The following is a 23,055-nucleotide window of genomic DNA, read 5'->3' on the forward strand; positions in this document are numbered from 1 at the left end:
CCAGTCCGAGCGCCACGAAGAACCGCCAAGCGCTTGCCGTCAGAAGCGCTTGGTTACCTCGACCCTCACCGTGCGCGGCAGGCTGCCGAAGCCAAGCTGGTCGGCAAACACTCCGTCGGGTGTGCCAGTGCCGCTGCCGGTGGAGGGACCATCTACCACGCCGGTGACGTAGAACTGGTTGGTAAGGTTCTTGCCAATGACCTTGATGACCCAGTTGTCATCTGCTGCACCAAAGCGCAGTCCGGCATCCAGCGTGACGTAGCTGTCCTGCCGCGACAGGGGATTGCCGAAGCCTGAGGCCAGATAATCACCGGAATAGCGCGCATCGACGTTGAAGCCGGCACGAAACCGGTCACTGATATCGCGATCGAATGATACACCCAGATTGCCGGTCCAGTCAGGCGCTACCGACAGCTGCGTGCCGGTAAGGTTCTGTCGGGCCGCGATCGGGCTCAGCTGCACACAGCCTTGCGCCACGGTCTGCCCCGCATAGCACGGCGCCTCGTCAAAGCTGGTATAGTTCGCTTCTGTGTAGTTGACCGAGCCGTAGACGTTCAGGCCTTGCACCGCATAGGGTGCATATTCGAACTCCGCCTCGACCCCGCGTGAACGCGCATCGGCGGTCAGCGTCTGGAACGCAAAGATCGGCGAATTAAAGAAATCAACCTGCAGATCGCTGTAATCATAGGTAAAGGCGATCACGTTCAGACGCAGCTGATTGTTCAGCACTGTCGATTTCACGCCGATCTCGAAACCTTCGGCGGTTTCAGGCTGAAAGGTCAGGTCGCCAAAAGGATCATCGGAAAAACGCGAATTGATGCCGCCGTTGGAAAACCCGCCGGATTTGTAGGCAGTCTTGTAAGCACCGTAGACGAGCAGCGCATCTCCTGCCTGCCAAGTGATCGTAGCTTCAGGTGACACATCCTGAAACTGCTGGCTTGCCGTGATGAAGCCAAGCGGTTCATCACCCGGCCGGAAGATCGTGGCAAGACCCGGGTTCACATAAGGCTGGACAAAGAAGCTGTCCTTGGTTTCGTCGGTGTAACGCGCGCCGCCGGCAATCTCCAGCGTCGGGGTCAGCGCGTAAGTGACTTGGCCGAAGATGGCGAAAGTCTCCCCTTCGGTTTCGCTGGTCTTGGCGCTGGCAAGAAAGGTGTATTCCTCAGGTGCCTGGCTGTTGTAGAGGTTGGCGAGCACGGCATATTGTTCAAATTTACGCTTCGTGTTCTGATAAAGCCCGCCGATCATCGCGTTCAGCGGCCCGTCAAGCTGCGTCAGGAACCGTAACTCCTCCGACCAGGCTGTCCAGCTGGAGTTTTCGGTCGCCCAGTTGCTGGCAGGCGAGGACTGAAAATCGCAGGCGCAGGTCCAGCGGTTGTTGACCCACTGATAATTGGTGACGGAAGTGACCTGGATGTATTCGCCATCGTACACCGTGTTGAGCGTGCCCGATGCCGATTCGTACCGGTTATACAGGCTGCCATCGTCCCTTGCGAACGGCACCCGGCCGCCCAGCCCATCTGGCAAATTGTTCTGGTAGGTAACGAAATCCTCACGGCAGGGCTGCCCGGTGAGCTGCGACAGCCCGTCTTCGCGCCCGCAGGCAAAAGCGGCATAATTCCAGGAATTGTTGTTGACGCTGTTCCAGTTGTAATTGCCCTTCAGGGTAAAGGTCAGCGTATCGGTCGGCTCGAACTTCATTGTGGCGCGCGTGATGAACTCCTCCTCGCCGGGTGCCTCGCGCTCGGCGGGTCGGGCGGTGAGGATCAGCGGGTCGCCATCGCCGCCGGCCAGAAGGTCGGAAATATCGCTGAAGGTATAGTCGAACGGTTCGGCAAGATTGGTGTAATAACCGCCATTCATCTTGTAATAGCGGGCAGCAAGGCGCAGGCCGATGCTGTCGGTGATGGGCGACGAGGCAAAGCCTTCAATGGTGTATTGATCAGCCTTGAACTCATAACCGCCCGTCAGCATGAACTCGGCCTCTGGCCCAGGGTCGCTGGTCGTGATCGAGATGACACCTGCGGTCGCGTTCTTGCCGAAGAACAGCGCCTGCGGGCCTTTAAGCACCTCGACCCGCTGAAGATCGAAAAAACCTTCGTTGATGACGCGGCCCTGCCCGTAATAGGCGCCGTCCACCACCACCGCGACGGATTGCTCGATCCCGATCGAGGTTGCCGATGAACCGATGCCGCGCAATGTCAGCTGCGCGCCTGAACCGTTGGAAGCACGGCCCACATTGAACTGCGGGGCGATAGCCGCGATTTTCTCCACGCTCGTGATGTCGCGGTTCTGGATAACCTCCTGCGAAATTGCGGTCACCGCAACGGGCACTGTCTGCACGCTTTCCTCGCGCTTTCTGGCCGTGACGATGATCTCGGACAGCCCGCCACGCGCCAGAGGTGCAGCCGCAGGTGCTGCGTCAGGCAGGTCGATCCCGCTTTCGGGCAATTGGGCAGATGCCGGTTGGGCGCACAGGGCAGCGCCTGTGCAACCGAGCAGTAGGAACCGCCTGTTGCTCATCATCGTTTCTTCTCCCCTGAGTGTTCCGCCTGGCGGGCCGGCCGGCGTGCATCTCCGCCTGCCTGCGATCCGTCCTGGTCGCGGCACGGCTCGCAAGCGGGCAGGATGCCTTGCCTGTTGCCGTCATGCTTTGATGATGAACTTAGGGTTCTGCGGCAAAAGCGCGCCTCGTGCATGTTACAGCTATCGGATGTCACAGGTGCGCTACACCTGCCTCGATTGGCATCGTTGCATTACGCCCATTTCGCGCAGGATCAGTCCGCCATGCAGAAAAACCGTTACTGGCGGCTTGACCGCAACCCTTCCGGCAATGATTTTGCTGCCGCACTCAGCCTTCAGGAGGCTGACCTGCTGCCACTTGCCCAAGGCGAAGTCAGGCTGCGCAATCTCTATCTTTCAATGGATGCTGGCACGCGGATGTGGATGGGACCGCGCGAAGACGGGTATCAGCCGCCGCAGCCCTTCGGGGCGGCGATGTCAGGGCAGGCGATCGGCGAAGTCATCGAAAGCACGGACGCCGAAATGCCGGTTGGCTCGCTGGTGCGGGCGTTCGGGCAATGGGCGGAATATTCCACCTTCAGGCCGGATGAAGCCTGGGCCGTCACTCTCGATGCCAAGACCCCGGACATTCGTCAGCATTTCGGAGTACTCGGTCTCAACGGCTGGACTGCGCTCTATGGATTGCAGGACATCATCGGCATTGCACCAGGCGATGTGCTGGTAGTCTCGGCGGCGGCGGGGGCAACAGGGCTGCTGGCCTGCCAGATCGGCAGGCTGCTTGGCGCGCAGGTCATTGGAATTGCCGGCGGCCCGGAGAAATGCGCATATCTCAAGGATCGGATCGGCGTTGCCATGGCAATCGATTACAAGAACGAGGATGTGGCGGCCCGCATCATCGCCTTCGGCAAGGAGCCGACCGCTCTGTTCGAGAACGTCGGCGGAGAAATCCTTGACGCGATCATGCCAAACATGGCTCTGCACGGTCGGATCGGCATTTGCGGGCTCATTGCCGGTTACGATCTGGCAGGCTCGATGCCCGGCCCGCGCAACTTCGACCAGGTGCTGATGAAGCGGCTGCGCATCGGAGGGATCTTCCTGCCTGACGTGCCCGAAAAAGGTCCGCAGTTCGAACGCACGCTTGCAGACTGGCTCAAAGCAGGTGCCATCGATCTGCCTTTTGACATGACGCAAGGCATTGAAAACACGCTGGTGGCCTATGGCCGCATGATCAGCGGAAAGAACATCGGCAAGACGCTGCTGAAGCTGTGATTGCAATCGTTCGGCCCCGGCCTGCTTTATGAAAGAGGCCATTGCGAATGCGATCGTTCGAGGCGCTGCACCGGCTAGGCCACTGCCAGCCTGCTCGCGCAGCAAGGCACGCGTGTGTCCATCACCCGCATCGACGCCGATGGGGTCGACGCACGCTTGCCCGGGATCGACCGGCAAGAGCACCGCCGTGACTGCTCGCCAGCGCAATATGGCTGACAGGAGCGACCAGGACTCGCGGGTGAAGGAGGTGCAGGAGAGGACCGGCTGCACTGATGTGCCGATGAACGAAGCCGACTGTGCGGTGCTGCCTCATTCAGGCGCAAAAACCGGTTCCGTGGTCAATCCGCGGTCCGAGGCAGAACCGGTCGGCATTCCCGGAACAGCGGCTGTTCGGCAAGCACGGGCAAGGTGCCGCTGATGACGCAGTCAAATCGTGATGGCGGTCACCGCCAGCAACATCCGCCTCAACCTGACCCACCTGTCATCATCACCTGCACGCAGCAGGTCGCCATTCGCGACAATCCGGAACAGCACGATACGAACAATGAAAGCACCCCGATGAAGCACCGGGGCCAACCTCCCGATGGTGCCGCCATGATCGGTTCTTACGTGTTCGATGAGGCAGGCTGCAGCACCGGTACGAAATGTTTTTGGGCGATGGCGTCCAGACTGCGTAATGAGGCTCAGGCTCGAGGGTCGCTTTCAAAGGCCGCGCGTCACCATCGTCACTGCGCAGTCATGCCACCGTCGACAATGATCTCGGTGCCCGTGACATAACGACCCTCGTCACTTGCCAGAAACAGATTGGCATTGGCAATGTCGAGCGGCTCGCCCATTCGGCCCATGGGGATGGAGCCCACGACCTTGTCAAAATTGTCCGGATTGTCGCGCCGCGCGACGATCTGCATGTCGGTCTCGATCATGCCGGGATGCACCGTGTTGACGCGGATGCCATCGCGCGCGCATTCCACCGCCAGGACCTTGCTCATGATCCGCACCCCGCCCTTTGCCGCGGCATAGGCGCTGCAATAGGGCACCCCGACAATGCCGGCGACGGACGAAATGTTGATGATCGCACCACCGCGGCCCTGTTCACGCATGCGGGCAATCGCGCGTCGCGACCCGAAAAACACGCTGTCGAGGTTCACGCGCAGCTGGCGGTGCCAATCATCGGTGGCAAACGCCTCGATCGGGCGCAGCACGGCGATGCCGGCATTGTTGACCAGTGCGTCGATACCGCCATCGCGTTCAACCATCGCGTCGATCAGCTCATCCCATCCGTCCTCTTTCGTCACGTCCTGCACCATCGTTCGGGCATGGCCGTTTCTTGCCTCGATGGCTGTGGCTACCGCCTCGATGCCATCGCTGCGAAGATCGGTCAGCCATACAGTTGCGCCTTCTTCGGCAAAGCGCATCGCGGTCGCCCCGCCCAGCCCGTTCATCGAACCTGCGCCTGTAATCAGCGCGACCTTGCCGTTCATCCGTGCCATCGATGCTTCCTTCAATCAGAACTTCACGCCCGCCGTGACGCCATAGGTGCGCGGTTCGCGCGCCGAGGCAAAGGAGAACAGGCCGGCTACGGTAAAGGCAGCGTTGGCGCCCCTGTCGTCGAGCAGGTTGCGCCCGAACGCGCTCAGATATGCATCCGTCTGGCCCAGCGCGAAATTGGCGGTCAAGGTCGCATCGAGCAGGCTCTGCTTGTCCGTGCGCACCCTGGGATCATTGCCGCCGACGATGACCGGGCCGTTCACAAGATCGCCCGACAAGGGACCGAGCGAGATCTGCTGATCGTAATTGTCGATAAAGCGATAGCCGAGCGTTCCCACAAGCTCGCCAAAGCTGACCGGCTGCACATATTCTGCGCCAAGCGACGCGGTAAGGTCAGGGCTGTAGATCGGGTTGTTGGCGGAATAGTCGAACGGCAGGATGACGCTGCCCACTACATTACCGGCAACAAAATCATCAAATTGTGCATCGAGATAGCCGATCGTGGCGTTGAAACGCAGCCCGGTTACCGGGCTGAACGTCGCGTCCGCCTCTATGCCCTTGATCGTTGCCGATCCGACATTGGAGGTGATGGTCTGGTTTCCGGTCGGCCCGCCCGGTATCGTGGTGTTCTGTTGCAGCCCATCATATTTGGAGACGAACCCGGCAAGGTTGAACTGCAACCTTCCCTGCAGCAGATCAAGCTTGGTACCGATCTCATAGCTGTCCACGGTTTCGGGGCCAAACGGCGTTCCTGCGGTTGCAGCGGTGGCGGCACGCGGGCTGAACCCGCCGGAACGATACCCCCGCGACCAGCTGGCATAAAGCATGGTGTCGGGATTGGGCCGCCAGTCGACGCCGACCTTTGGGGTGAACTTGTCGAAGCTCGCTTCGCCCTGCCCCACCAGACCAAGCTGCGCAAAGCTGTTGGAGAGCGACTTCTTGTCCTTGGTCCAGCGACCGCCGAACGACAGCCGCAGATTGTCGGCAAATGCCCAGTTGAAGTCACCGAATACGGCGTAACTTTCGGTGCTGCCGATCACGCTCTGCGGGTTTGTATCCGCCTCAAGCGGATCAAGATCCGGTGCAAAACCAAAGAACTTGGTATACTGCAACAGGTCGAAATCGGAATTGAAATAATATCCACCCACCACATAATCGAAGCCTCTAAACAGGTCGCCCGCTGCACGAACTTCCTGGCTGAACTGGCTGTAGTTCTGGATCCGCCGGGTATAATAAAGATCAACAGGTGTGGCGTCGAAATCCTGCGTCTGGTTTTCACTGGACTTGCGCCAGCCGGTGACCGATGTGAGTCGTACAGGCCCTGTGTCCCAGTTCAACTCCGCTGTCAGCGCCGGTGCATTGTAAGTGCCGCCCGCCGGCTGCCCGAAGACGGTGTACAGATCGTCACCGGTGTCGCGGTTGCAAAGATCAGGCGGTGCAAATCCGCAGAACAGTTCGGTGTCGTTCGTGATGACAGCATTGACGACAGAGAAATCCTGCTCCTGCTTTTCCACCGTCAGAAGAAAATCGAGGTCGCTGTTTGGCTGCACTGCCATGGCTATGCCGTAATTGTCGTTGGTCGCCGCGCCGCGCCGTTCGCCTGTCACGCCATCACGATAATACCCGTCGGTTTCATTGTGAAAATAGAACGGCTTGAAGCCGATCACGTCACCGACGCCGAAATTGAGGACAGCGCGCGTGCTCCAGGTTCCGAAACGGGAATAGGACGCTTCGGCCTTGCCGCCGAACTCGAATGTCGGCCGGGTCCGGCGGATGTTGATGACGCCGCCAATGGTGTTGCGGCCGAATAACGTGCCTTGCGGGCCGCGCAGCACTTCGATCTGCTCGATGTCGAAGAAATCCAGCAACTGCCCCGTATTGGTGCCGATGAATACGCCATCGATCACGACGCCTACGGTCGGCTCCTGCGACTTCTCGATGTCGGCATAGGTCAGCCCGCGGATGGAAAGATTGGCCGCCGCAGCGCCTGAATTCTGCTGCGTGATCAGAAGATTGGGCGCTTCGCCCTGAAGATTGCCAATATTAAGTGAATTCTTGTTTTCCAGCATGGCGGCGTTGATCGCAGTGATCGCGATCGGCGTATCCTGCAGCGCTTCCTCGCGCCGGCGGGCAGTCACGATGATCTGGTTTGCGCTCGCTGATTGCGTGACGGGGCCGGCTGCCGGGGTTGGTCCTTCCGGATCGGGAATTACATCTGCATCCACATCTGTGGCCTGCGCGCTGGCCGGTTGCACGAGCATCATCGCGGAACCTGCCAGCATGGCGCCCAAGGTGCGTGAACGTAATCGGTGCATTCTGCTCACTCCGGATTACCGCGATCACGCGGCTGTTCTTGTCAGCACGCATTTGTTATAATTTTTGCTGCCCAGCATTACTGCCTTTTGTGTCAGGTGCGCGTCATGGCCCAGTTCGGGACATTGCCGTTGGGAGAACAAGCATGGATGTAAATCGCCGTTTTCTGCTCCGCCGACGCCCGGTGGACGACCCTGTGCCGGAAGATTTCGAACTGGTGAGGGAACCAGTGCCGAGCCCTTCGGCAGGCGAATTTATCGTGCGCAACATTTATTGTTCAATGGACCCCGCCATGCGCGGCTGGATGGACGATGCGCCAAGCTACATGCCGCCCATCGCACTTGATGATCCGGTGCGGGCCAGTACCGTTGGCGTGGTGCACGCATCCGACAACCCGGACTATCCGGTCGGCCAATGGGTCATGGGGCTGAACGCGATCGAGGATTATTCGCTCGTCACCCCCGGCCATTTTACCGCGCCCGTCGACATATCGGCGGTGGACAGCCCGACCCGCTTTCTCACTGCCATGGGCGCTGTATCGCTGACCGCCTATTTCGGCATGACCGAAGTGGCAAAGCCGCAAGCGGGCGAAACGCTGTGCGTGTCCGGTGCGGCAGGCGCGGTCGGCTCGGTCGTCGGACAGATCGGCAAAATCCACGGCTGCCGGGTGATCGGCATCGCAGGCGGCGCGGAGAAATGCCGCCGGCTGACGCAGGACTACGGGTTCGACGTGGCTATCGATTACCAAGGCAAAAGCCTCGATCAGATGCGCGCCGCGATCGGAGCAGCGGCGCCAGATGGTCTCGATATGGTGTTCGAGAATGTCGGCGGGCTGGTCATGGAGGCCGAGATCCTGAACCTTGCCAACCATGCGCGCGTCGTCCTTTGCGGGCTGATCAGCGAATACAACGCCAGTGAGCATGTCGGCCTGCGCAACCTGTGGCAGGTGATCGTGCATCAAGCGACACTGACCGGCTTCCTCGTCACCGATTATGCGCCGCGCTTCCCCGAAGGCGGCGCAAGGATCATGGAATGGGTCGCAGATGGCCGGCTGCGCATCGATGAGGATGTGCAGGAAGGGATCGAGAACGCCTATGACACCTTCATGCGGCTGTTCAGCGGGGCCAACAATGGAAAGCAGATCCTGAAGATCGGCTGAGTGATCGGCTGCGTGCGAGGTTCGCTCAATGAAGGCTTTATCGGGCAGGCCGTTACCGCGACAGACGGTTCCTGCCCTTTTGCGCAGTCACCACAGCCACAGGCGTCCGTTATGATGGTGTGCCATTTGCAGCAACAAGGAACGCATCGCGATGCCACAGCCGCCGCATACCCTCAGGCCCGGGCCGCGCCTGCACGGCAAGAGAGCACTGATCCTGGGAGCGAGCAGTGCCGGAAACATGGGTCAGGTGATGGCACAGCGCTTCATGGCAGACGGCGCAACGGTCATGGTTGCAGGCCGCAAGGAAGCGGCGCTTGCCGCCTTTGCGCAGGAAACCGGTGCCCGGTTCGCGCCCTGCGATATCACGCAGGAACAGGATGTGAATGCACTGGTGGACGCAGCAGTCCAGCAGATGGGCGGGATCGATGTTGCAGTGAACGCCACCGGCTGGGGTTTGCTGACGCCATTCCTTGCCAACACCCGCGCTGAACTGGATGCCATGGCCGCGCTGCAATTTGTCGGTCCGTTCCAGTTCTATCAGGCGGTGCTGCGCAAGATGGCAACGGACCTTGGCGGCAGCGGCGGTGCCATAATCCAGATCAGCTCGGCCACAGCCAGCATCATGCTTTGGGACCATGCCGCCTATATGGGGACCAAAGCCGGGACCGATCAGGTCATCCGCTGCATCGCCAACGAATTTGGACGTCATGGCGTGCGGGCCAACTCGATTGCGCCCGGACTGACCGAAACGCCAATGACGGCAGAAGCAGCGCAGGTGCCGGGCCTCTATGAAGCATTTGCGCCCGGTTATCCGCTCGGCCGCCATGGCACCAGCAACGATATCGCCGCCGCTGCCGTATTCCTCGCCAGCGACGAATGCTTCATGACAGGCGAGGTGTTGCAGGTGAACGGCGGCCTGCGCCTGCGCGGCAACCCGTCCAAGGCCGACATCGCGGCCAGCATCGCAGCGCACGCTGCGCCCTGATCCCGTTCATCCGGCGCCACTAAGCAATCAGCCTGCACGCGTCCGTGCATCGGCGCGCAGCACATCCTTGCGCACCTTGCCGGATGCCGTGCGCGGAAAATCATCGACAAAGACGAAGCGTTCCGGAATTTTCTGCCTGGCAAGGCCGCTCGCCGCCACGTGATCGCACAGGTCCTGCTCTGACGCAGGCGTGCCCTCGCCGACGACGAAGGCGCACACCCCCTCGCCCAGACGCTCGTGAGGCATGGCGACCACGCTGACGTCACGAACGGCAGGATGGGAGCGCAGCACATCTTCTATTTCTGCAGCGCTGATGTTCTCCCCGCCACGGATGATGAGGTCCTTCTTGCGGCCGGTAACGGTCAGTGCGCCATCGGCGGATAGTCTGCCCAGATCTCCGGTGCGGAAATACCCCTCATCGTCGATGGCCTCCGCGCTTTGTTCGTGATTGGCGTAACCCAGCATCATGGATGGCCCGCGCGCCAGGATCTCGCCTTCCACGCCTGCCGGGAGGTGCGTTCCGTCATCGTCTGCGATCTTCACATCGTAGCTGACGACCTTCCCATCAGTCGTAGCCGCCAGATGTTCGTCGTGAGGCCAGCCATAGGTTACAAGCGGCACTTCGGAGGCACCGAACACCCGGAACGCGGTCATGTTGTCGAACGCGCGGTTCGCCGCAGGAATAAGATCAGCCGGCACCGCCGCCCCTCCGCAGGCAAACCAGCGCATGGACGGTAGCCGCGTGCTGGCCAGCCGCGCCGCCGCGGCCAGTTCGACGAGAAACGGGGTGGCCGCGACTGTCCCGCTTACCCCATGCCTTGCGATAAGTTCGATTGCCGTATCTGCGTCCCAGCGTTCCATCAGGACCACGCGTGTCCCGCAGATCAGCGGCGCCTCCAGGCCGTTGGCGTAACCTGAAATATGCGTCACCGGTGATGGCATGATGATCGTGTCACCCGGGCGTACGCCCCAATGCTCGTAACTGCTGCGCACGATATGTTCGATGGTATTGTGGCTGTGCAGCACGCCCTTTGGACGGCCGGTCGTGCCGGAGGTGTAGAGCACCATCTTCACCGCATCGGGGTCAGTCGCAGCCGGATGGCGAGGCAGGTCACGGCCCGTTTCCAGCAATCGGGCATAATCGCACTCGTGCACTTCCCCTGCCTCGGGGCGGACGACGAAAACGTGGCGCAGGTCAGGCAGTTCATCGCGCAGGCGCCGGGCCATGGCCGCAAAGTCGAAGCCACGGTGCATGCCACAGGAGAAAATCGCGCGTGCGCCGCAGTCCTGCAGCATCTGGCGCACCTCTGCGTCGCGGTAGATGGGCACGATGGGATTGATCACGAACCCGCCGATTGCGCACGCAAGATTGAGCACACCCGCCTCATGCCAGTTGGGCAGTTGAAAGGCGACCACATCGCCCGGCTGCAATCCTGTATCAGCCATCGCAGCGGCAAGTGCCTGTGCTTCCTCCAGCCATTCCTTGCGGGTCATTGCGCGCTGCCCGTCGATCAGCGCGACAAAATCCGGCTCGCGTCGGGCAAGCTCCTGCGCCAGACCGGCAATCGTGACATTGCGCCAAAGATGCGCGAACGCAGCAAGATGGCGCGGCGGGGTGGCAAGCCAGTGCCACGGTGGCCGGGATCGCGGGCTTGCCGGCTCGATTTCGTCGGCGCTGGTCATCGTATCGCGTCCTGCATCATGGAGCTGGTGTTGCACCAGCCGTGCCAGTTATTTCACCGCTCGGACCTGCCGGCACCTGTCACCTGTGGCAGTTACCCGATCATGTCAAAAGGCTTAGAGAGGCTGCCAGGATTACAGACGCGCAAGGGAAAGGCGCCCCACCCATGACCCAGCAGGCCCGCAAGGAACAGCTTGGCAATGTCGCTGAAATCATGCGCGATTATGTCGAGCACAAGACCACGCATCAGACACAGACCACCATGACCGTGCCAACGGCAAGCTATACGAGCCAAGAACAGTTCGACCGAGAAATGGATCGGGTGTTCAAGAAGGTTCCGCTGATGCTGGCCTTCACCGCTGAACTCCCCAATCCCGGCGATTTCAAGGCGATGGATGCGGCAGGAATGCCGGTGCTGATCAACAGGGACAAACATGGCGCAGTGCGCGCGTTCCTGAACGTGTGCGCGCACAGGGGCGCGCCGGTCGCGCCCGAAGGACATGGCAATTGTCCGGTGTTCGTGTGCAAATATCATGGCTGGTCATACGGGCAGGACGGCCGGCTGCGTGCCGTATCGGAACAGCGGACCTTCGGGGACATCGACAAGGCGCAACGCGGGCTCAGACAGATGCCCTGCGAGGAACGTGCCGGCATGATCTTTGTCTGCCTCGACCCGGCAGGCAGCATCGACCTTGACGATTATTTTCAGGGGTATCTTGGCGACTTCGAGGATCTCGACTTTGCCAACTGGCATTATGTCGGCAGCCGCACCATTCATGGCGCCAACTGGAAGATCGCGTTCGACGGCTATCTGGAAGGCTATCACTTCTCCTCCCTCCACCCCGAAACCATCCACCCGCGCACACCGTCCAACTGCATGCATTACGAAGGGTTTGGCCCCAACATGCGGATCGGCTTTCCCCAGCACGAAATCAGCAATCTGCTGAAGGATCACCCGCGTGAGGAATGGGGCACACGTGAAAACCACGGCTATGATTTCGTGCGCATCCTGTTTCCCAACGTGTCAATCTTCGTCGCGCCCGAAATCACGCAGGTCGCACAGCTTTTCCCCGGGCCGACACCGGACAGCAACAGGACGGTGCTCAACTATCTGCGCCGCGATCCGCCGCGCGACGAAGAGGATGCCAAACGGCTCGAGGGGTTCTGCGATTTTTTCCGCAACGTTACTTATGAAGAGGATTATCTGATCGGAATGGAAATTCAGAAAGGGCTGGAAAGCGGCGCTCACGAAACGCTGGTCTTTGGCAAGAATGAACGCGGCAACCAGTATTTCCACGAATGGGTGAACTGGTACGTCGCCGGCGACGAAAATGCGCCCAAGCCGGAAATGTAAGTGAACCCGATCGCGCTGGCGTCAGGCGTGCTGCCCGAGTTCGGCGCGCTGGCAGTGATCGACGCTGCGGCGCGCGCGCAATTCGACATGGTCGGCCTGTGGGTCGATCCCGCCGTGTGGAACAGCACCGACACACAGGCTTGCGAGCATGCCTTACGCAAAGCCGGAATGCCTGTCATCGATGTCGAAGTGCTCTGGTACCGCGATGGCGAGGACATCGCGGATCACAAGCGCATCCTCGATATCGGCGCGCGGCTTGGTGCGGCAAACGCGCTGTGCGTGTCATCGCGCCCAGACCCTGCCGATACGATTGGCTGGCTCAACGAACTGTGCTGCCATGCCGAATCGACCGGCATCAGGGTCGCTCTTGAATTCGGCATCTTTACCGCGGTCAAGGACCTTGCCGCAGCGCGCGCGATCATCGCTGCGGTCGATCATCCGCTTGCCGCCATCCTGATCGATCCGATCCACGTCGATCGATCCGGCACCCAACTTGCTGAAATTGCCGCGCTCGATCCCGCCTTGCTGCCCTATGCGCAGTTCTGCGATGCGCCGGCACGGCGACCGGACCCGGCCGATTTCAACGCCATAATCACCGATGCCGTCGATTTGCGGCAGCAATGCGGATCGGGCGCGCTTGACCTGCTGGCACTGTATAGGGCCTTGCCTGCCGAAATACCGTTGTCGATCGAATTGCGCTCAAAGGCGCTGCGCAATGCTTTTCTGCATGACCCGGTCGGCAGGGCTTGTGCGGTGGCGCAGCAGACCCGCCGCTGGCTGGAGCAGAACACATGACCATAACGCTGCTGTCCATCTTCCGCCGACGCGCAGGCATGAGCCATGATGCGTTCGTTCAACACTAAGAAACCGTGCATCGCCTCATCGGGGAACAGGTGCTGCAAGGCTGTGCCACCCGCTATGTCCGGCGGTTTACCACGCCCCTTGATGGCAAATGGCGCGCCGACGATGCGGATGTGGTGCTGGAAATCGACTTTCCTTCGCAACGGCACGTCGATGCTTTCTTTGCTATTGTTCAGGACCCCGCGGTAGCGATGATGATCGCCGACGACGAGGCAAGGCTGTTTCATGCACCGTCGATGCAAACCTATCTTCTGGACGAGCGGGAAAGCACCCTGCCCGCGGTCAGGTGACCGGCTCGCCAGCATGCGCGGTGTGCAGCACGCGATAGGTACGGCGGGTGAACACCCAGCGTCCGTCAATCCGCGCCATCTCGTCTTCATAGCGCCCGCGTACGCGCAACTCCTTGCCCGTGTGCGGGTCCTGGTAGATTTCGGAGGTATAGCTAGTCCCGCGTGCCACATCGCCATCTACAGCGATGGAGCCAGGCGTGGTCACATAGATCATCGGGCGGGTGCAATTATCGAGGCCATAGACATCCATCGACTGCACCCATGCCGCGACAATCGCCTCGCGCCCGCTGAACCCTTCAAGGTCGGGCACTTCCGGTAGTGCCCAGAAAGCGTCCTCGGCCCAGCACGCGCTCCAGCTCGGCGCGTCCTTTTCCATGACCGCATTCGAATAGCTGTCGAGCAGTTCGCGCAGCGCCAGCCTGTCCGCAACCGGTCCTGTGAACGCCATCACCATGGGTGCGCTTCCCCGTTCCATTTGAAGAAGCCGCCGGTGTCCGCCATCGTCAGCCGGTCGGCAAGGGTGACGATTCCCGTCACGCTGTCCTCGACTGGCAGTTCGGCCTGCGGTCCGCCCATGTCGGTCTGCACCCAGCCAGGGTGCAGCAAGGTCACGATGATGCCCTGATCCTGCACGTCGCGTGCCACTGCGCGCATCATCGCGTTGAGCGCCGCCTTCGCACCGGCATAGCAATAATAGCCGCCCAGTTCCCAGGTCGAAGCGGCAAGCTGGCTGGAGAAACACACCACTTTCGTGCCATCATGCATTTGCGGCAGGAGCGCCTTGAAAATAGCCAGCGGCCCCTTCACCATGATGTCGTAGGCGTTGTCCCATTCATTCCAGTCGATCGGGGTGGACAGTTCAGGGCCAGCGGGCCCGGATACGCCGGCGACAAGGTAGAGCATGTCGACAGGCGTGTCGCCAAGCGCTGCGACGGCATCATCGACCCGCGCGATATCTCCTGCATCAAGTTCGTGCAGCGTCACCTTACCTTCTGCGCCTGCACCTTGTGCGCCTGCGAGCGTTTGCAGGTCCTGCTGGCGCGCGACATTGCGCACTAGCGCAAACACCCGGTCGCCGCGGGCTGCATGCCGCCGCACCAGTTCAAGCCCGATACCACGCGAAGCGCCAGCGACAAATACATTGGCCATTTACGGTTTCCTTTCAGCCAGCCAGTCATTCAGCACCTCGTGAAAGAACCGGACCCGCGTTTCCTGATCTGACAGATGGGCATCCTTGTACCCTCGTGAATGCATTCCTGCCTGCATATTCTGCGCCAGCATCATGTCCTGATAGACGATCTGTCCGGCAAGCTCCGGCACGCCTTTGCCGCCATCGAAATTGCGCACCTCGCACACGTCGCACTCGCGCAGTGGGCGCCGCCCGGCCATGATCGATTCCACCTCGTCCTCGCCCGCAACGGGAAAGGCCATGCACCAAAGATCGAACCAGCACTTTTCCGGGTCATCGCGGTCAGGCTCGGAGCGGAAGAAGATGAGATTGTCGGGCAGGAAGCTGATCGTCACATTGGGAAAGATCACGGTATGCGGGCTGTCGGTGATTTCCTCTGCATCCATATGCTCGTAATGGAGGTAGCCCCGCTCCTGCCACAGCCGCTGCTTGGCTTCCTTCAGATCCTTCCAGCCCTGCAGCGCGAAATCCTCGTAGGTGTCGTATCTGTCGGGATCGATACCCCAATCTGTCAGGATCTGTCGGAACATGAGGTCCACCCCGCCTGCCGGCCTGTCGGTCAATGACGGGCGCATCGGCTGCACGGTGCGGCCGTGACCTGATGGCCACATCTCGTGCCGGGCGGTATCAACGTCCTGGTCGATCCACGGCGGAACCTGCGGATGCGCGGTGCGCGTGTGGTAGCTTTCGCTGAAATTGTCCGTCACGAATTTCCAGTTGGCATCGACCTTGATGCGATACCATGCGACCCGCACCGCCGTCTCCATCGGGTAGTTGCGGTACAAGGCCGGCATCGGGGCGAGGTAATCCTGAAGCGACGGGCCATTGTCATCCATGGAATACCACACGAACCCGCCCCAGCTGTCGCAGCGCAGTTCGACAAGCGACAGCACACCACACGGATTGCCGCTGCTGAAATCGCTGTCGGCGTCCTGCGCGTGTTGCAGCACTCCGTCCTTGCCCCAGCGCCAGCCATGATAGGGGCAGGTGATCGCATCCATCGATGATGTCGCTGTCACCATGCGCATGCCGCGATGGCCGCAGGAGTTGTAGAACGCGCGGATGGTGCCATCGTCCTGCCGCATGCAGATGACGCTTTCCTTCAGGAACTCGTGCACGAGAAAATCGCCCGGCTCCGGGATCTCGGCAATCCGGCCAGCGACGTGCCAGATCCGGGTCCACAGATGATCCCATTCCTGCTGCGCGAAATCCTTTGCGTAATAACGCTCGCCATCGATGGGATCGCCGCGCAGATTGGCCGGATCACGCCCGTTCATCGGCGGCGGTACGCGGGTCTGGTCGTTCATCGCATCAATCCTTGCGCTTTGTGGCGCACAGACTGGCAAGCAGGAGCCAAGCGCGAAACTAGCACAAGGGGGAGAAATCAGCCGATATCACAGCCCCACCCCTGTTCAATACCGCAGTATCGGCAGCGCCGGGCCTCTGGCTAAATTGTAACCGCAGGCGCCAGACGGGTGCCCGGACGGCTTCAATGCCCAACATGCAGCGGGAGAACCGGGATGACAGCGCAGCTAACACGGCTCCTTGCCACCCTTTCGCTTTGCACAATGCTCGTGCAGGCGGCGACATCCACCGCGCAGGAGAGACCTGCTGCCATTCCGGCCGATGAACCGACAGCTATTCGTGAAATTGTCGTCACCGCGCAAAAGCAGGCGCAGAACCTTCAGGATGTGCCGATCTCGATCACGGCGGTCACTGGCGACATGCTGCAGGATGCGCAGGTCAACACCATCGCTGACCTGTCCACTTCCATTCCCAATGTTCAGATCAACAGCTTTGCCAACTCACCCGATTCCGCTGTTTTCACGATCCGCGGCGTTGGCGTGAACGATGCCGATCCCTATGTCGGCACGACAGTGTCGGTGGTTGTCGATGGCGTGGTCGTGGGGGTCAACACCGCCGCGCTTCTCTCACTGTTCGACATCGACCGGGTGGAGGTGCTGCGCGGGCCGCAAGGCACCTTGTTCGGCGCCAACACAACAGGCGGCGTCATCAACGTCGTGACGCGCCAGCCGACCGGCACATGGGGCGGCGAGGCGCAACTGGTCATCGGCAATTACGGCCAGGTCGAGGCCAATGGCGCGCTCAACTTCCCCATCACTGACGTTCTTGCGGGTAAGGTGAGCGTGCTGCACAACTCCAACAACGGCTATTTTCGCAATTATGCCAATGGTGAGCGGCTTGGCGAGCGCAACATCACCTCGCTGCGCGCCTATCTGAAATTTGAGCAGGAGCGTTATGATGCGACGCTGATCGGCGAATATGTGCGCAGTCGCAACGGCTCGCAAACCGGCGTTATCATCGCGCAGCCGGGTGATCTGTTCTACGTGCCGGGCGAAACCGAGGACCCGTTCGACTACCGTCGCGGCCTGTCCGGCGACCAGCCCGACTACAACGACCGCGACACGTATTCCCTCACGCTGACACAGACGCTCGACAGCAGCCTTGGCGAGATTACCGCCATCACCAATTACCGCGAATATGACAATTCCCTGTTTTCCGACGATGATGCGACCACGCGCGTCCTGTTGCAAACCCGCCGCCAGACTGACCATCACCAGTTCAGCCAGGAGTTGCGCAGCCTTGTCGATCTGTCCGACGCGACCCGGCTGATCGTGGGCGCGTTCTATTTCGAGCAGGCGTATTTCCTCGATCAGGATGGCAGGCTTGACGGGTTCCTGCCCGGCCTTGGGCAGCCGCAAACGCAGGATCAGGACAGTTGGTCGCTGTCGGCGTTTGCACAAGGGTATCATGAGATCACGCCTGAACTTACCGTGCAGGCGGGCCTGCGCTTCAGCCATGAAAAGACCCGCGCCACCTCGACGACCGCCAACAGCTTCAATCCTGCAGGCGGCGCGCAGTTCGACGCCCCGCTCATCCCGGGCAGTCTGGTCCTGGCCAGCGGCAGCGCCAGCTGGGATAATCTGGGCTACAAGCTAGGGCTCGATTACGCACCGCACGCCGATCTGCTGTTGTATGGCTATTATGCGCGTGGCTTCAAATCGGGCGGCTTTACCGGGCGGATCGCTGTTGCAGAAGACTTGGGTCCGTTCGATCCCGAAACGCTGGACACCTTCGAGATCGGCGCCAAGGCAGACCTGCTTGAGCGGCGGCTGCGCGTCAACCTCGCTGCGTTCTTCAACAAATATGACGACATGCAGGTGGTGCAGAACATCACTTTCCCAAGTGGTGCGAACTCCGCCTCCATAGCCAATGCCGGCAGCGCCGAGACAAAGGGTTTCGAGCTGGAGGTTACCGCCGCGCCTGCTGCGGGTCTGACGCTCACTGGAGCGGTCGCGTATCTTGATGCCCGGTACAAGGAATACGATACGCAGGCGCTGGACCCTGCGACAGGTGGGCTGGTGCCCGTATCCTACGCCGGCAACCGCCTGATGAACGCGCCGCGCTGGACAGCGGCGGCCGGCGTCAATTACCGCGCTTCCATGATGGGCGGCGAACTGAACGCCAATGCGCAATACAGCTATTCCGCGGCCCGGTTCACCAGCTACACCAACCGGCCTGTCGAACGGATCGCGCCGATCCATCTGGTCAATGCCAATGTCGGCTGGGGACCCGATGATGCCGGCTGGCGCGTGGGCGTCTACGCACGCAACCTGTTCGACGAGGAATATGTCAACCAGAAGCTCGACCTTGCGGGGATCGGCACGCTGGCGTCGGTGGGCACTCCGCGCGAATATGGCGTCGACCTGCGGTACAGCTTTTGATGATCGCGGCAGCCTTTCTTCGACGCAGCACGCCGGTCATGACCGGCAAGAATGCATGCCCTGGCGGCAGGAGAAGAACCCGATGACTGGAACTTCGGCACAAAACAACCCGGCCGCCAAGCGCCTCGATGCGCTGCTTTCGCGCGCAGAAATCCACGATCTGTGCATGGCCTATTGCCGCGGCGTTGATCGCGCGGATGCGGAGCTTATCCGATCTGTGTTCACCCCCGACGCATCGGTGTCGCTGGGCATTACCGAGGGCAGTGTCGAACAGTTTGCCAGCGATGTGACCGGCTTTGTCACCAACAATGCCCAATCGTTGTTTCACGCGGTCGCCAATGAATGGATCGCAGTGGATGGCGACCGCGGCGTCGGCGAGCTTTACGTTATCGCCATCGTCATCGCCGATGGGCAGGAGGCAGTGACCGGCGGGCGTTATCTCGATCGATATGAACGGCGCGACGGCAGATGGCTGATCGCGCGGCGCGTGTTCGTCACCGACTGGACCTCGAACCGCCCTGCCACGAACGCCGCCGTCGCCATCGGCCGTACCGATGGTGCGGACCCTGTCCATGCCCTGTGGGAGAGTTTGCAATGACAGACCCCGTGCCGCGCCCCGCGCATGTGCCTGCCGACCGCCTGGTCGATGTTGATGTCATGCAGGTGCCGGGCGGCGGGGATGACTATCATCGTGGCTGGGCCGATCTGCAGGCGGCCAGTCCGCCGCTGGTCTGGACCCCGCGCAACGAGGGCCACTGGATTGCATTGTCGGGAGAGATCCTTGCCGAGGTGCAGGCGGACTGGAAACGCTTTTCCAACCGGGTGATCGTGCTGCCAAAATCGCTGGGCGAGCATCACAGGCTCATCCCGACCACGATCGACCCGCCCGATCACCGCCCCTATCGCAAGCTGCTCAACGAGAACCTGGCGCCAGGAGCCATTCGCGGGCTGGAGCAGTCGATCACGGCAGCAGCGGTCGGGCTGATCGATGCGTTCATCGATGATGGCGGGTGCAATTTCACCACACAATATGCGGAGATCTTTCCGATCCGCATTTTCCTGTCGCTGATGGACATGCCCGAAAGCCATTCTGAACAACTGCGTCACTGGGCCACCTGCATGACCCGGCCCGGGCAGGACATGACGTTCGAAGAAGCCAAGGCGGCGTTCTACGCCTATGTCGACCCTGTCGTACAGGAACGACGCGACAATCCGGGCAGCGACATGGTCAGCATGATGCTCCAGTCGCGCATGACCATGCCCGATGGCGGCGAACGCAGGCTGAACCATCAAGAGGCGCTGTCGCTTGTGACGCAGGTGCTGATCGCGGGTGTTGACACAGTGGTCAATTTCCTTGGCTTTACCATGCTGGCATTGGCAGAGGACAAGCTCCTTCGCGACCGGTTGCGCGCCGATCCCGACGACATCCTGCCCGCGGTAAACGAGTTCTTCCGCCGCTTCGGGCTTGTCACTATTGCACGTGAGGTGCGCGCGGACATGGTCTTCCACGGCATGACGCTCAAGGCCGGGGAAATGGTGGCGATCCCCACCGTCGTCCACGGCATAGACCCTGCGGTGAATGCCGATCCGCTCACCATCGACCTTGATCGAAAGCGCGGGCGCCACTCCGCTTTTGGCAGCGGGCCACATATGTGTCCGGGACAGGAGCTGGCCCGCCGCGAAGTGGCGATCACCATTCGCGAATGGCTGCACCGCATCCCTGACTTCCACGTCGCACAAGGCAGCGTGCTTGCCAGTCGCGAAGGGATCGTGGCGAGCCTGGAACGGTTGAAACTTGCCTGGGATGCGCCCGGGAACAGGTCCGGAGACATGCGTTGACTGGCGAGCGGCGCGAAGGCGGCTGCCTGTGCGGCGCGGTGCGTTATTCGCTGCCCTGGCCGCTGGCAATGGCGGTCAGCTGTTCATGCCGCAATTGCCAGAAGCAATCGGGCGCGCCTCTGTCGCTGGTTGGCGTAACCATGCGCGATGGGCTGGAGATTGGCGGCACACTGGCGACTTATGTCGACACTGCGCAAAGCGGCAATGCGGTCTATCGCCAGTTCTGCCCCGCCTGCGGTTCGCCCGTGCTGACCGACACGGACGCGGCGCGGGCGCAGGGCGTCATTTTCATCAAGGGCGGCACGCTTGATGATGCGACCGAACTGCGGCCCACGGTGCATTGCTGGACACAAAGCGCGCCTGCCTGGCTTTCCTTTGCCAAGGGCGACACGATCATGCAGCGGCAGGAGGGTTTGTGACCGCACCTGCCGACCTGATGTCGCCGCTAGCCAGTCAGCTGCAAGACCTTGCCGCCCGTCGCGATATTGCCGATGCTGCCTGTCGCTACATGCGCGGGCTCGACCGACTGGACCGGGCGATGCTGCTTTCCGCGTTTCATGCCGATGCCTATGTGGACTGCGGTCTGATGCAGGGCGATGCTGCGGCCTTTGGCGATTTTGCGCTGGACCTGCTGGGCGGCATGCACGCCACGCACCACCTCCTGGGCCAGATGCAGATCGTTGTCCTTGGTCCGGATCGGGCCAGCGCGGAGAGCTACTTTCAAGCCTATCACGACATTGCCGGGCCAGCGGGTGACCGCCGCGACCTTGTCATTGCCGGACGTTATGTGGACGAATACACCTGTAACAAGGGTGAGTGGCGCATTGCTGCCCGAACGCTTATCACCGACTGGGTTACCGATCGTCCGGGCAACCGCGCGTTCTTTGCCGACAACCCGGCCGCTCCGGTCGGGCGGCGCGACGGCCGCGATTTCAGCGACACGCGGCAGTGGCCTCCCAAGGTCATGGCCATGCTGGCACGGCCCTGCGGTAAGGACAACACTCAAGCCATGAACAGCGAGGCATCATGAACATCGAGGCAGGCGGCGCGCGCTACTCTCCCGACTTCGACCAGCCTGTTCGCGGCGACACGATCACCGCGGACCGCTATACCTCTTCGGCCTGGATGAAGGGCGAACACGACCGGCTGTGGCCGCATGTCTGGCACCTTGGCGGCGTCATCGCCGATCTTGAGGAACCCGGCGATGTCATCCGGCACAATTTCGGCCGCGAATCCATCATCATGGTCAAGCAGGACGACGGCGGGGTGAAGGCGTTCTACAACGCCTGCCCACATCGTGGTAACCGGCTCATCCTTGGCGATGTGGCATCATCGGATCGCATCATTTGCAGCTATCATGGCTGGCAGTTCGATACCGACGGCACGCTGGTCCATGTGCAGGATCCGCATGATTTTCCCGGCGGCGATCCATGCGGGCGCGTGCAGCTGAAGCCATTGCGCTGCGAAACATGGGGTCCGTTCGTGTTCTGGAACATGGACATGGACGCAGCCCCCCTGCTCGACTGGCTCGACCCCTATCCGCAGCGTCTGGAAGCGTACGGGCTGGAAAACTGGATCCGCGTCTTTGCCGTATCAGCGGATTGCGACTTCAACTGGAAGATCATTCGCGACAATTTCAATGAAAGCTACCATCTGCCCACCATCCATCCGGAACTGTCCACTTTCATCAACGATGGCCTGCCGACAACGGTGTTCGAGATGTATGAAAACGGCCATAATGCAATGTGGATGGTTGGCCATCAGGCAACCACGCGGCAGGATTTCCATAGCGGCGAAGTGCCCGAAACGCTTGGGCAGGTGGCGGCGGCGTGGGGCATAAGGGTAGAGGATTACCACGGGCGCACCGGCGAATTGCGCGCGGCAGTCATCGCGGCCAAACGCAAGCTGGGCAAGGAACGCGGCTACGCCAATTACGAACGGATGAGCGACCAGCAGCTTGTCGATTATTTCCACTGCACGCTCTGGCCCAATCTGACGATCACCATGTCGCCCGAGCAGTGCCAGATCCTGCGCACCGAGCCGCACCCGACCGATCCGGGAAAATGCGTCTTTCAGCACTGGTGTCTCTATCCCCCTGTCGCGGGCATGAAGGAAGTGGAAACGCCGGTCGGCATGCTGCCGCTGCGCCATGATGCGCTGGTCCGGCACGGGTATTATGGCGATGGCAACAGCCTGGGTTTTGTCGCCGATCAGGATCTGTCGATCGGCACCACGCAGCAGCAGGGGCTGAACTCACGCGGATTTGACGGCTGTATCCTCTCGCATCAGGAAAAGCGCATCCAGCGCTTTCATGAACTGCTCAACGATGTGGTGCTCGGAACGCCGCCGCAGGGCTGA

General features: G+C 61.1%; 19 protein-coding genes. 12 read left to right on the forward strand and 7 right to left on the reverse strand.

Annotation, left to right across the window (positions count from 1 at the left end):
- Window positions 1–39: 39 nt before the first annotated feature.
- Window positions 40–2,526 carry a TonB-dependent receptor gene (locus tag RM533_RS07240; protein WP_311340554.1) on the reverse strand — a complete coding sequence of 829 codons (2,487 nt, stop codon included), beginning with the start codon at window positions 2,524–2,526 and terminating at the stop codon, window positions 40–42.
- Between the two features lie 261 nt (window positions 2,527–2,787).
- On the opposite strand from RM533_RS07240, the gene RM533_RS07245 reads away from it, so the two are divergent.
- Complete coding sequence (locus tag RM533_RS07245) at window positions 2,788–3,792, forward strand: zinc-binding dehydrogenase (RefSeq protein ID WP_311340555.1); 1,005 nt, start codon at window positions 2,788–2,790, stop codon at window positions 3,790–3,792.
- A gap of 725 nt (window positions 3,793–4,517) precedes the next feature.
- Here RM533_RS07245 and RM533_RS07250 read toward each other — a convergent pair.
- Window positions 4,518–5,282, reverse strand: a complete 765-nt coding sequence (locus RM533_RS07250) for an SDR family NAD(P)-dependent oxidoreductase (RefSeq protein ID WP_311340556.1) — start codon at window positions 5,280–5,282, stop codon at window positions 4,518–4,520.
- Window positions 5,283–5,297: 15 nt separating this feature from the next.
- Entirely contained in the window at window positions 5,298–7,595 is a 2,298-nt protein-coding gene (locus tag RM533_RS07255; RefSeq protein WP_311340557.1) for a TonB-dependent receptor, read from the reverse strand.
- Window positions 7,596–7,738: 143 nt separating this feature from the next.
- On the opposite strand from RM533_RS07255, the gene RM533_RS07260 reads away from it, so the two are divergent.
- Complete coding sequence (locus RM533_RS07260; RefSeq protein WP_311340558.1) at window positions 7,739–8,752, forward strand: NADP-dependent oxidoreductase; 1,014 nt, start codon at window positions 7,739–7,741, stop codon at window positions 8,750–8,752.
- A 151-nt stretch (window positions 8,753–8,903) separates the two neighbouring features.
- Window positions 8,904–9,737 (forward strand): SDR family NAD(P)-dependent oxidoreductase, encoded by an 834-nt coding sequence (locus RM533_RS07265; protein ID WP_311340559.1) that lies wholly within the window; start codon window positions 8,904–8,906, stop codon window positions 9,735–9,737.
- A gap of 27 nt (window positions 9,738–9,764) precedes the next feature.
- Here the strand turns inward: RM533_RS07265 and RM533_RS07270 are convergent, their stop codons facing one another.
- Window positions 9,765–11,420, reverse strand: a complete 1,656-nt coding sequence (locus tag RM533_RS07270; protein ID WP_311340560.1) for an AMP-binding protein — start codon at window positions 11,418–11,420, stop codon at window positions 9,765–9,767.
- A gap of 164 nt (window positions 11,421–11,584) precedes the next feature.
- Here RM533_RS07270 and RM533_RS07275 point away from each other — a divergent pair, with 164 nt between their 5' ends.
- The 3 genes from RM533_RS07275 to RM533_RS07285 all read left to right on the forward strand — a co-directional run bounded on the left by RM533_RS07275 (window position 11,585) and on the right by RM533_RS07285 (window position 13,923).
- Window positions 11,585–12,772 carry an aromatic ring-hydroxylating oxygenase subunit alpha gene (locus RM533_RS07275; protein ID WP_311340561.1) on the forward strand — a complete coding sequence of 396 codons (1,188 nt, stop codon included), beginning with the start codon at window positions 11,585–11,587 and terminating at the stop codon, window positions 12,770–12,772.
- Window positions 12,773–13,567: a sugar phosphate isomerase/epimerase family protein gene (locus RM533_RS07280; RefSeq protein ID WP_311340562.1), complete on the forward strand. Its 795-nt coding sequence runs from the start codon at window positions 12,773–12,775 to the stop codon at window positions 13,565–13,567.
- Window positions 13,568–13,641: 74 nt separating this feature from the next.
- On the forward strand, window positions 13,642–13,923 hold the full coding sequence (locus RM533_RS07285; RefSeq protein WP_311340563.1) for an EthD domain-containing protein: 282 nt from the start codon (window positions 13,642–13,644) through the stop codon (window positions 13,921–13,923).
- Here RM533_RS07285 and RM533_RS07290 read toward each other — a convergent pair.
- From RM533_RS07290 to RM533_RS07300, 3 genes are read right to left on the reverse strand one after another with little or no spacing between them, the layout of a single operon-like run.
- Window positions 13,916–14,377, reverse strand: coding sequence for a nuclear transport factor 2 family protein (locus RM533_RS07290; protein WP_311340564.1), 462 nt, complete (start codon window positions 14,375–14,377; stop codon window positions 13,916–13,918). The two genes, RM533_RS07285 and RM533_RS07290, sit on opposite strands and share 8 nt — an antisense overlap.
- Window positions 14,371–15,072, reverse strand: a complete 702-nt coding sequence (locus tag RM533_RS07295; RefSeq protein ID WP_311340565.1) for an SDR family NAD(P)-dependent oxidoreductase — start codon at window positions 15,070–15,072, stop codon at window positions 14,371–14,373. Before RM533_RS07295 ends, RM533_RS07290 begins: the two co-directional genes overlap by 7 nt.
- Entirely contained in the window at window positions 15,073–16,419 is a 1,347-nt protein-coding gene (locus tag RM533_RS07300) for an aromatic ring-hydroxylating oxygenase subunit alpha (RefSeq protein ID WP_311340566.1), read from the reverse strand.
- Between the two features lie 213 nt (window positions 16,420–16,632).
- On the opposite strand from RM533_RS07300, the gene RM533_RS07305 reads away from it, so the two are divergent.
- The 6 genes from RM533_RS07305 (at window position 16,633) to RM533_RS07330 (ending at window position 23,055) form a co-directional block, all read left to right on the forward strand.
- Window positions 16,633–18,858 (forward strand): TonB-dependent receptor, encoded by a 2,226-nt coding sequence (locus RM533_RS07305; RefSeq protein WP_311340567.1) that lies wholly within the window; start codon window positions 16,633–16,635, stop codon window positions 18,856–18,858.
- 82 nt (window positions 18,859–18,940) lie between these two features.
- Window positions 18,941–19,456, forward strand: coding sequence for a nuclear transport factor 2 family protein (locus RM533_RS07310; protein WP_311340568.1), 516 nt, complete (start codon window positions 18,941–18,943; stop codon window positions 19,454–19,456).
- Complete coding sequence (locus tag RM533_RS07315; protein ID WP_311340569.1) at window positions 19,453–20,697, forward strand: cytochrome P450; 1,245 nt, start codon at window positions 19,453–19,455, stop codon at window positions 20,695–20,697. Before RM533_RS07310 ends, RM533_RS07315 begins: the two co-directional genes overlap by 4 nt.
- Entirely contained in the window at window positions 20,694–21,116 is a 423-nt protein-coding gene (locus RM533_RS07320) for a GFA family protein (RefSeq protein ID WP_311340570.1), read from the forward strand. The genes RM533_RS07315 and RM533_RS07320 overlap by 4 nt, the downstream gene beginning before the upstream one ends.
- Entirely contained in the window at window positions 21,113–21,727 is a 615-nt protein-coding gene (locus RM533_RS07325) for a nuclear transport factor 2 family protein (protein ID WP_311340571.1), read from the forward strand. The genes RM533_RS07320 and RM533_RS07325 overlap by 4 nt, the downstream gene beginning before the upstream one ends.
- Complete coding sequence (locus tag RM533_RS07330; protein ID WP_311340572.1) at window positions 21,724–23,055, forward strand: aromatic ring-hydroxylating oxygenase subunit alpha; 1,332 nt, start codon at window positions 21,724–21,726, stop codon at window positions 23,053–23,055. Before RM533_RS07325 ends, RM533_RS07330 begins: the two co-directional genes overlap by 4 nt.

It is taken from the genome of Croceicoccus esteveae (assembly GCF_031846435.1).
GTDB lineage: Bacteria > Pseudomonadota > Alphaproteobacteria > Sphingomonadales > Sphingomonadaceae > Croceicoccus > Croceicoccus esteveae.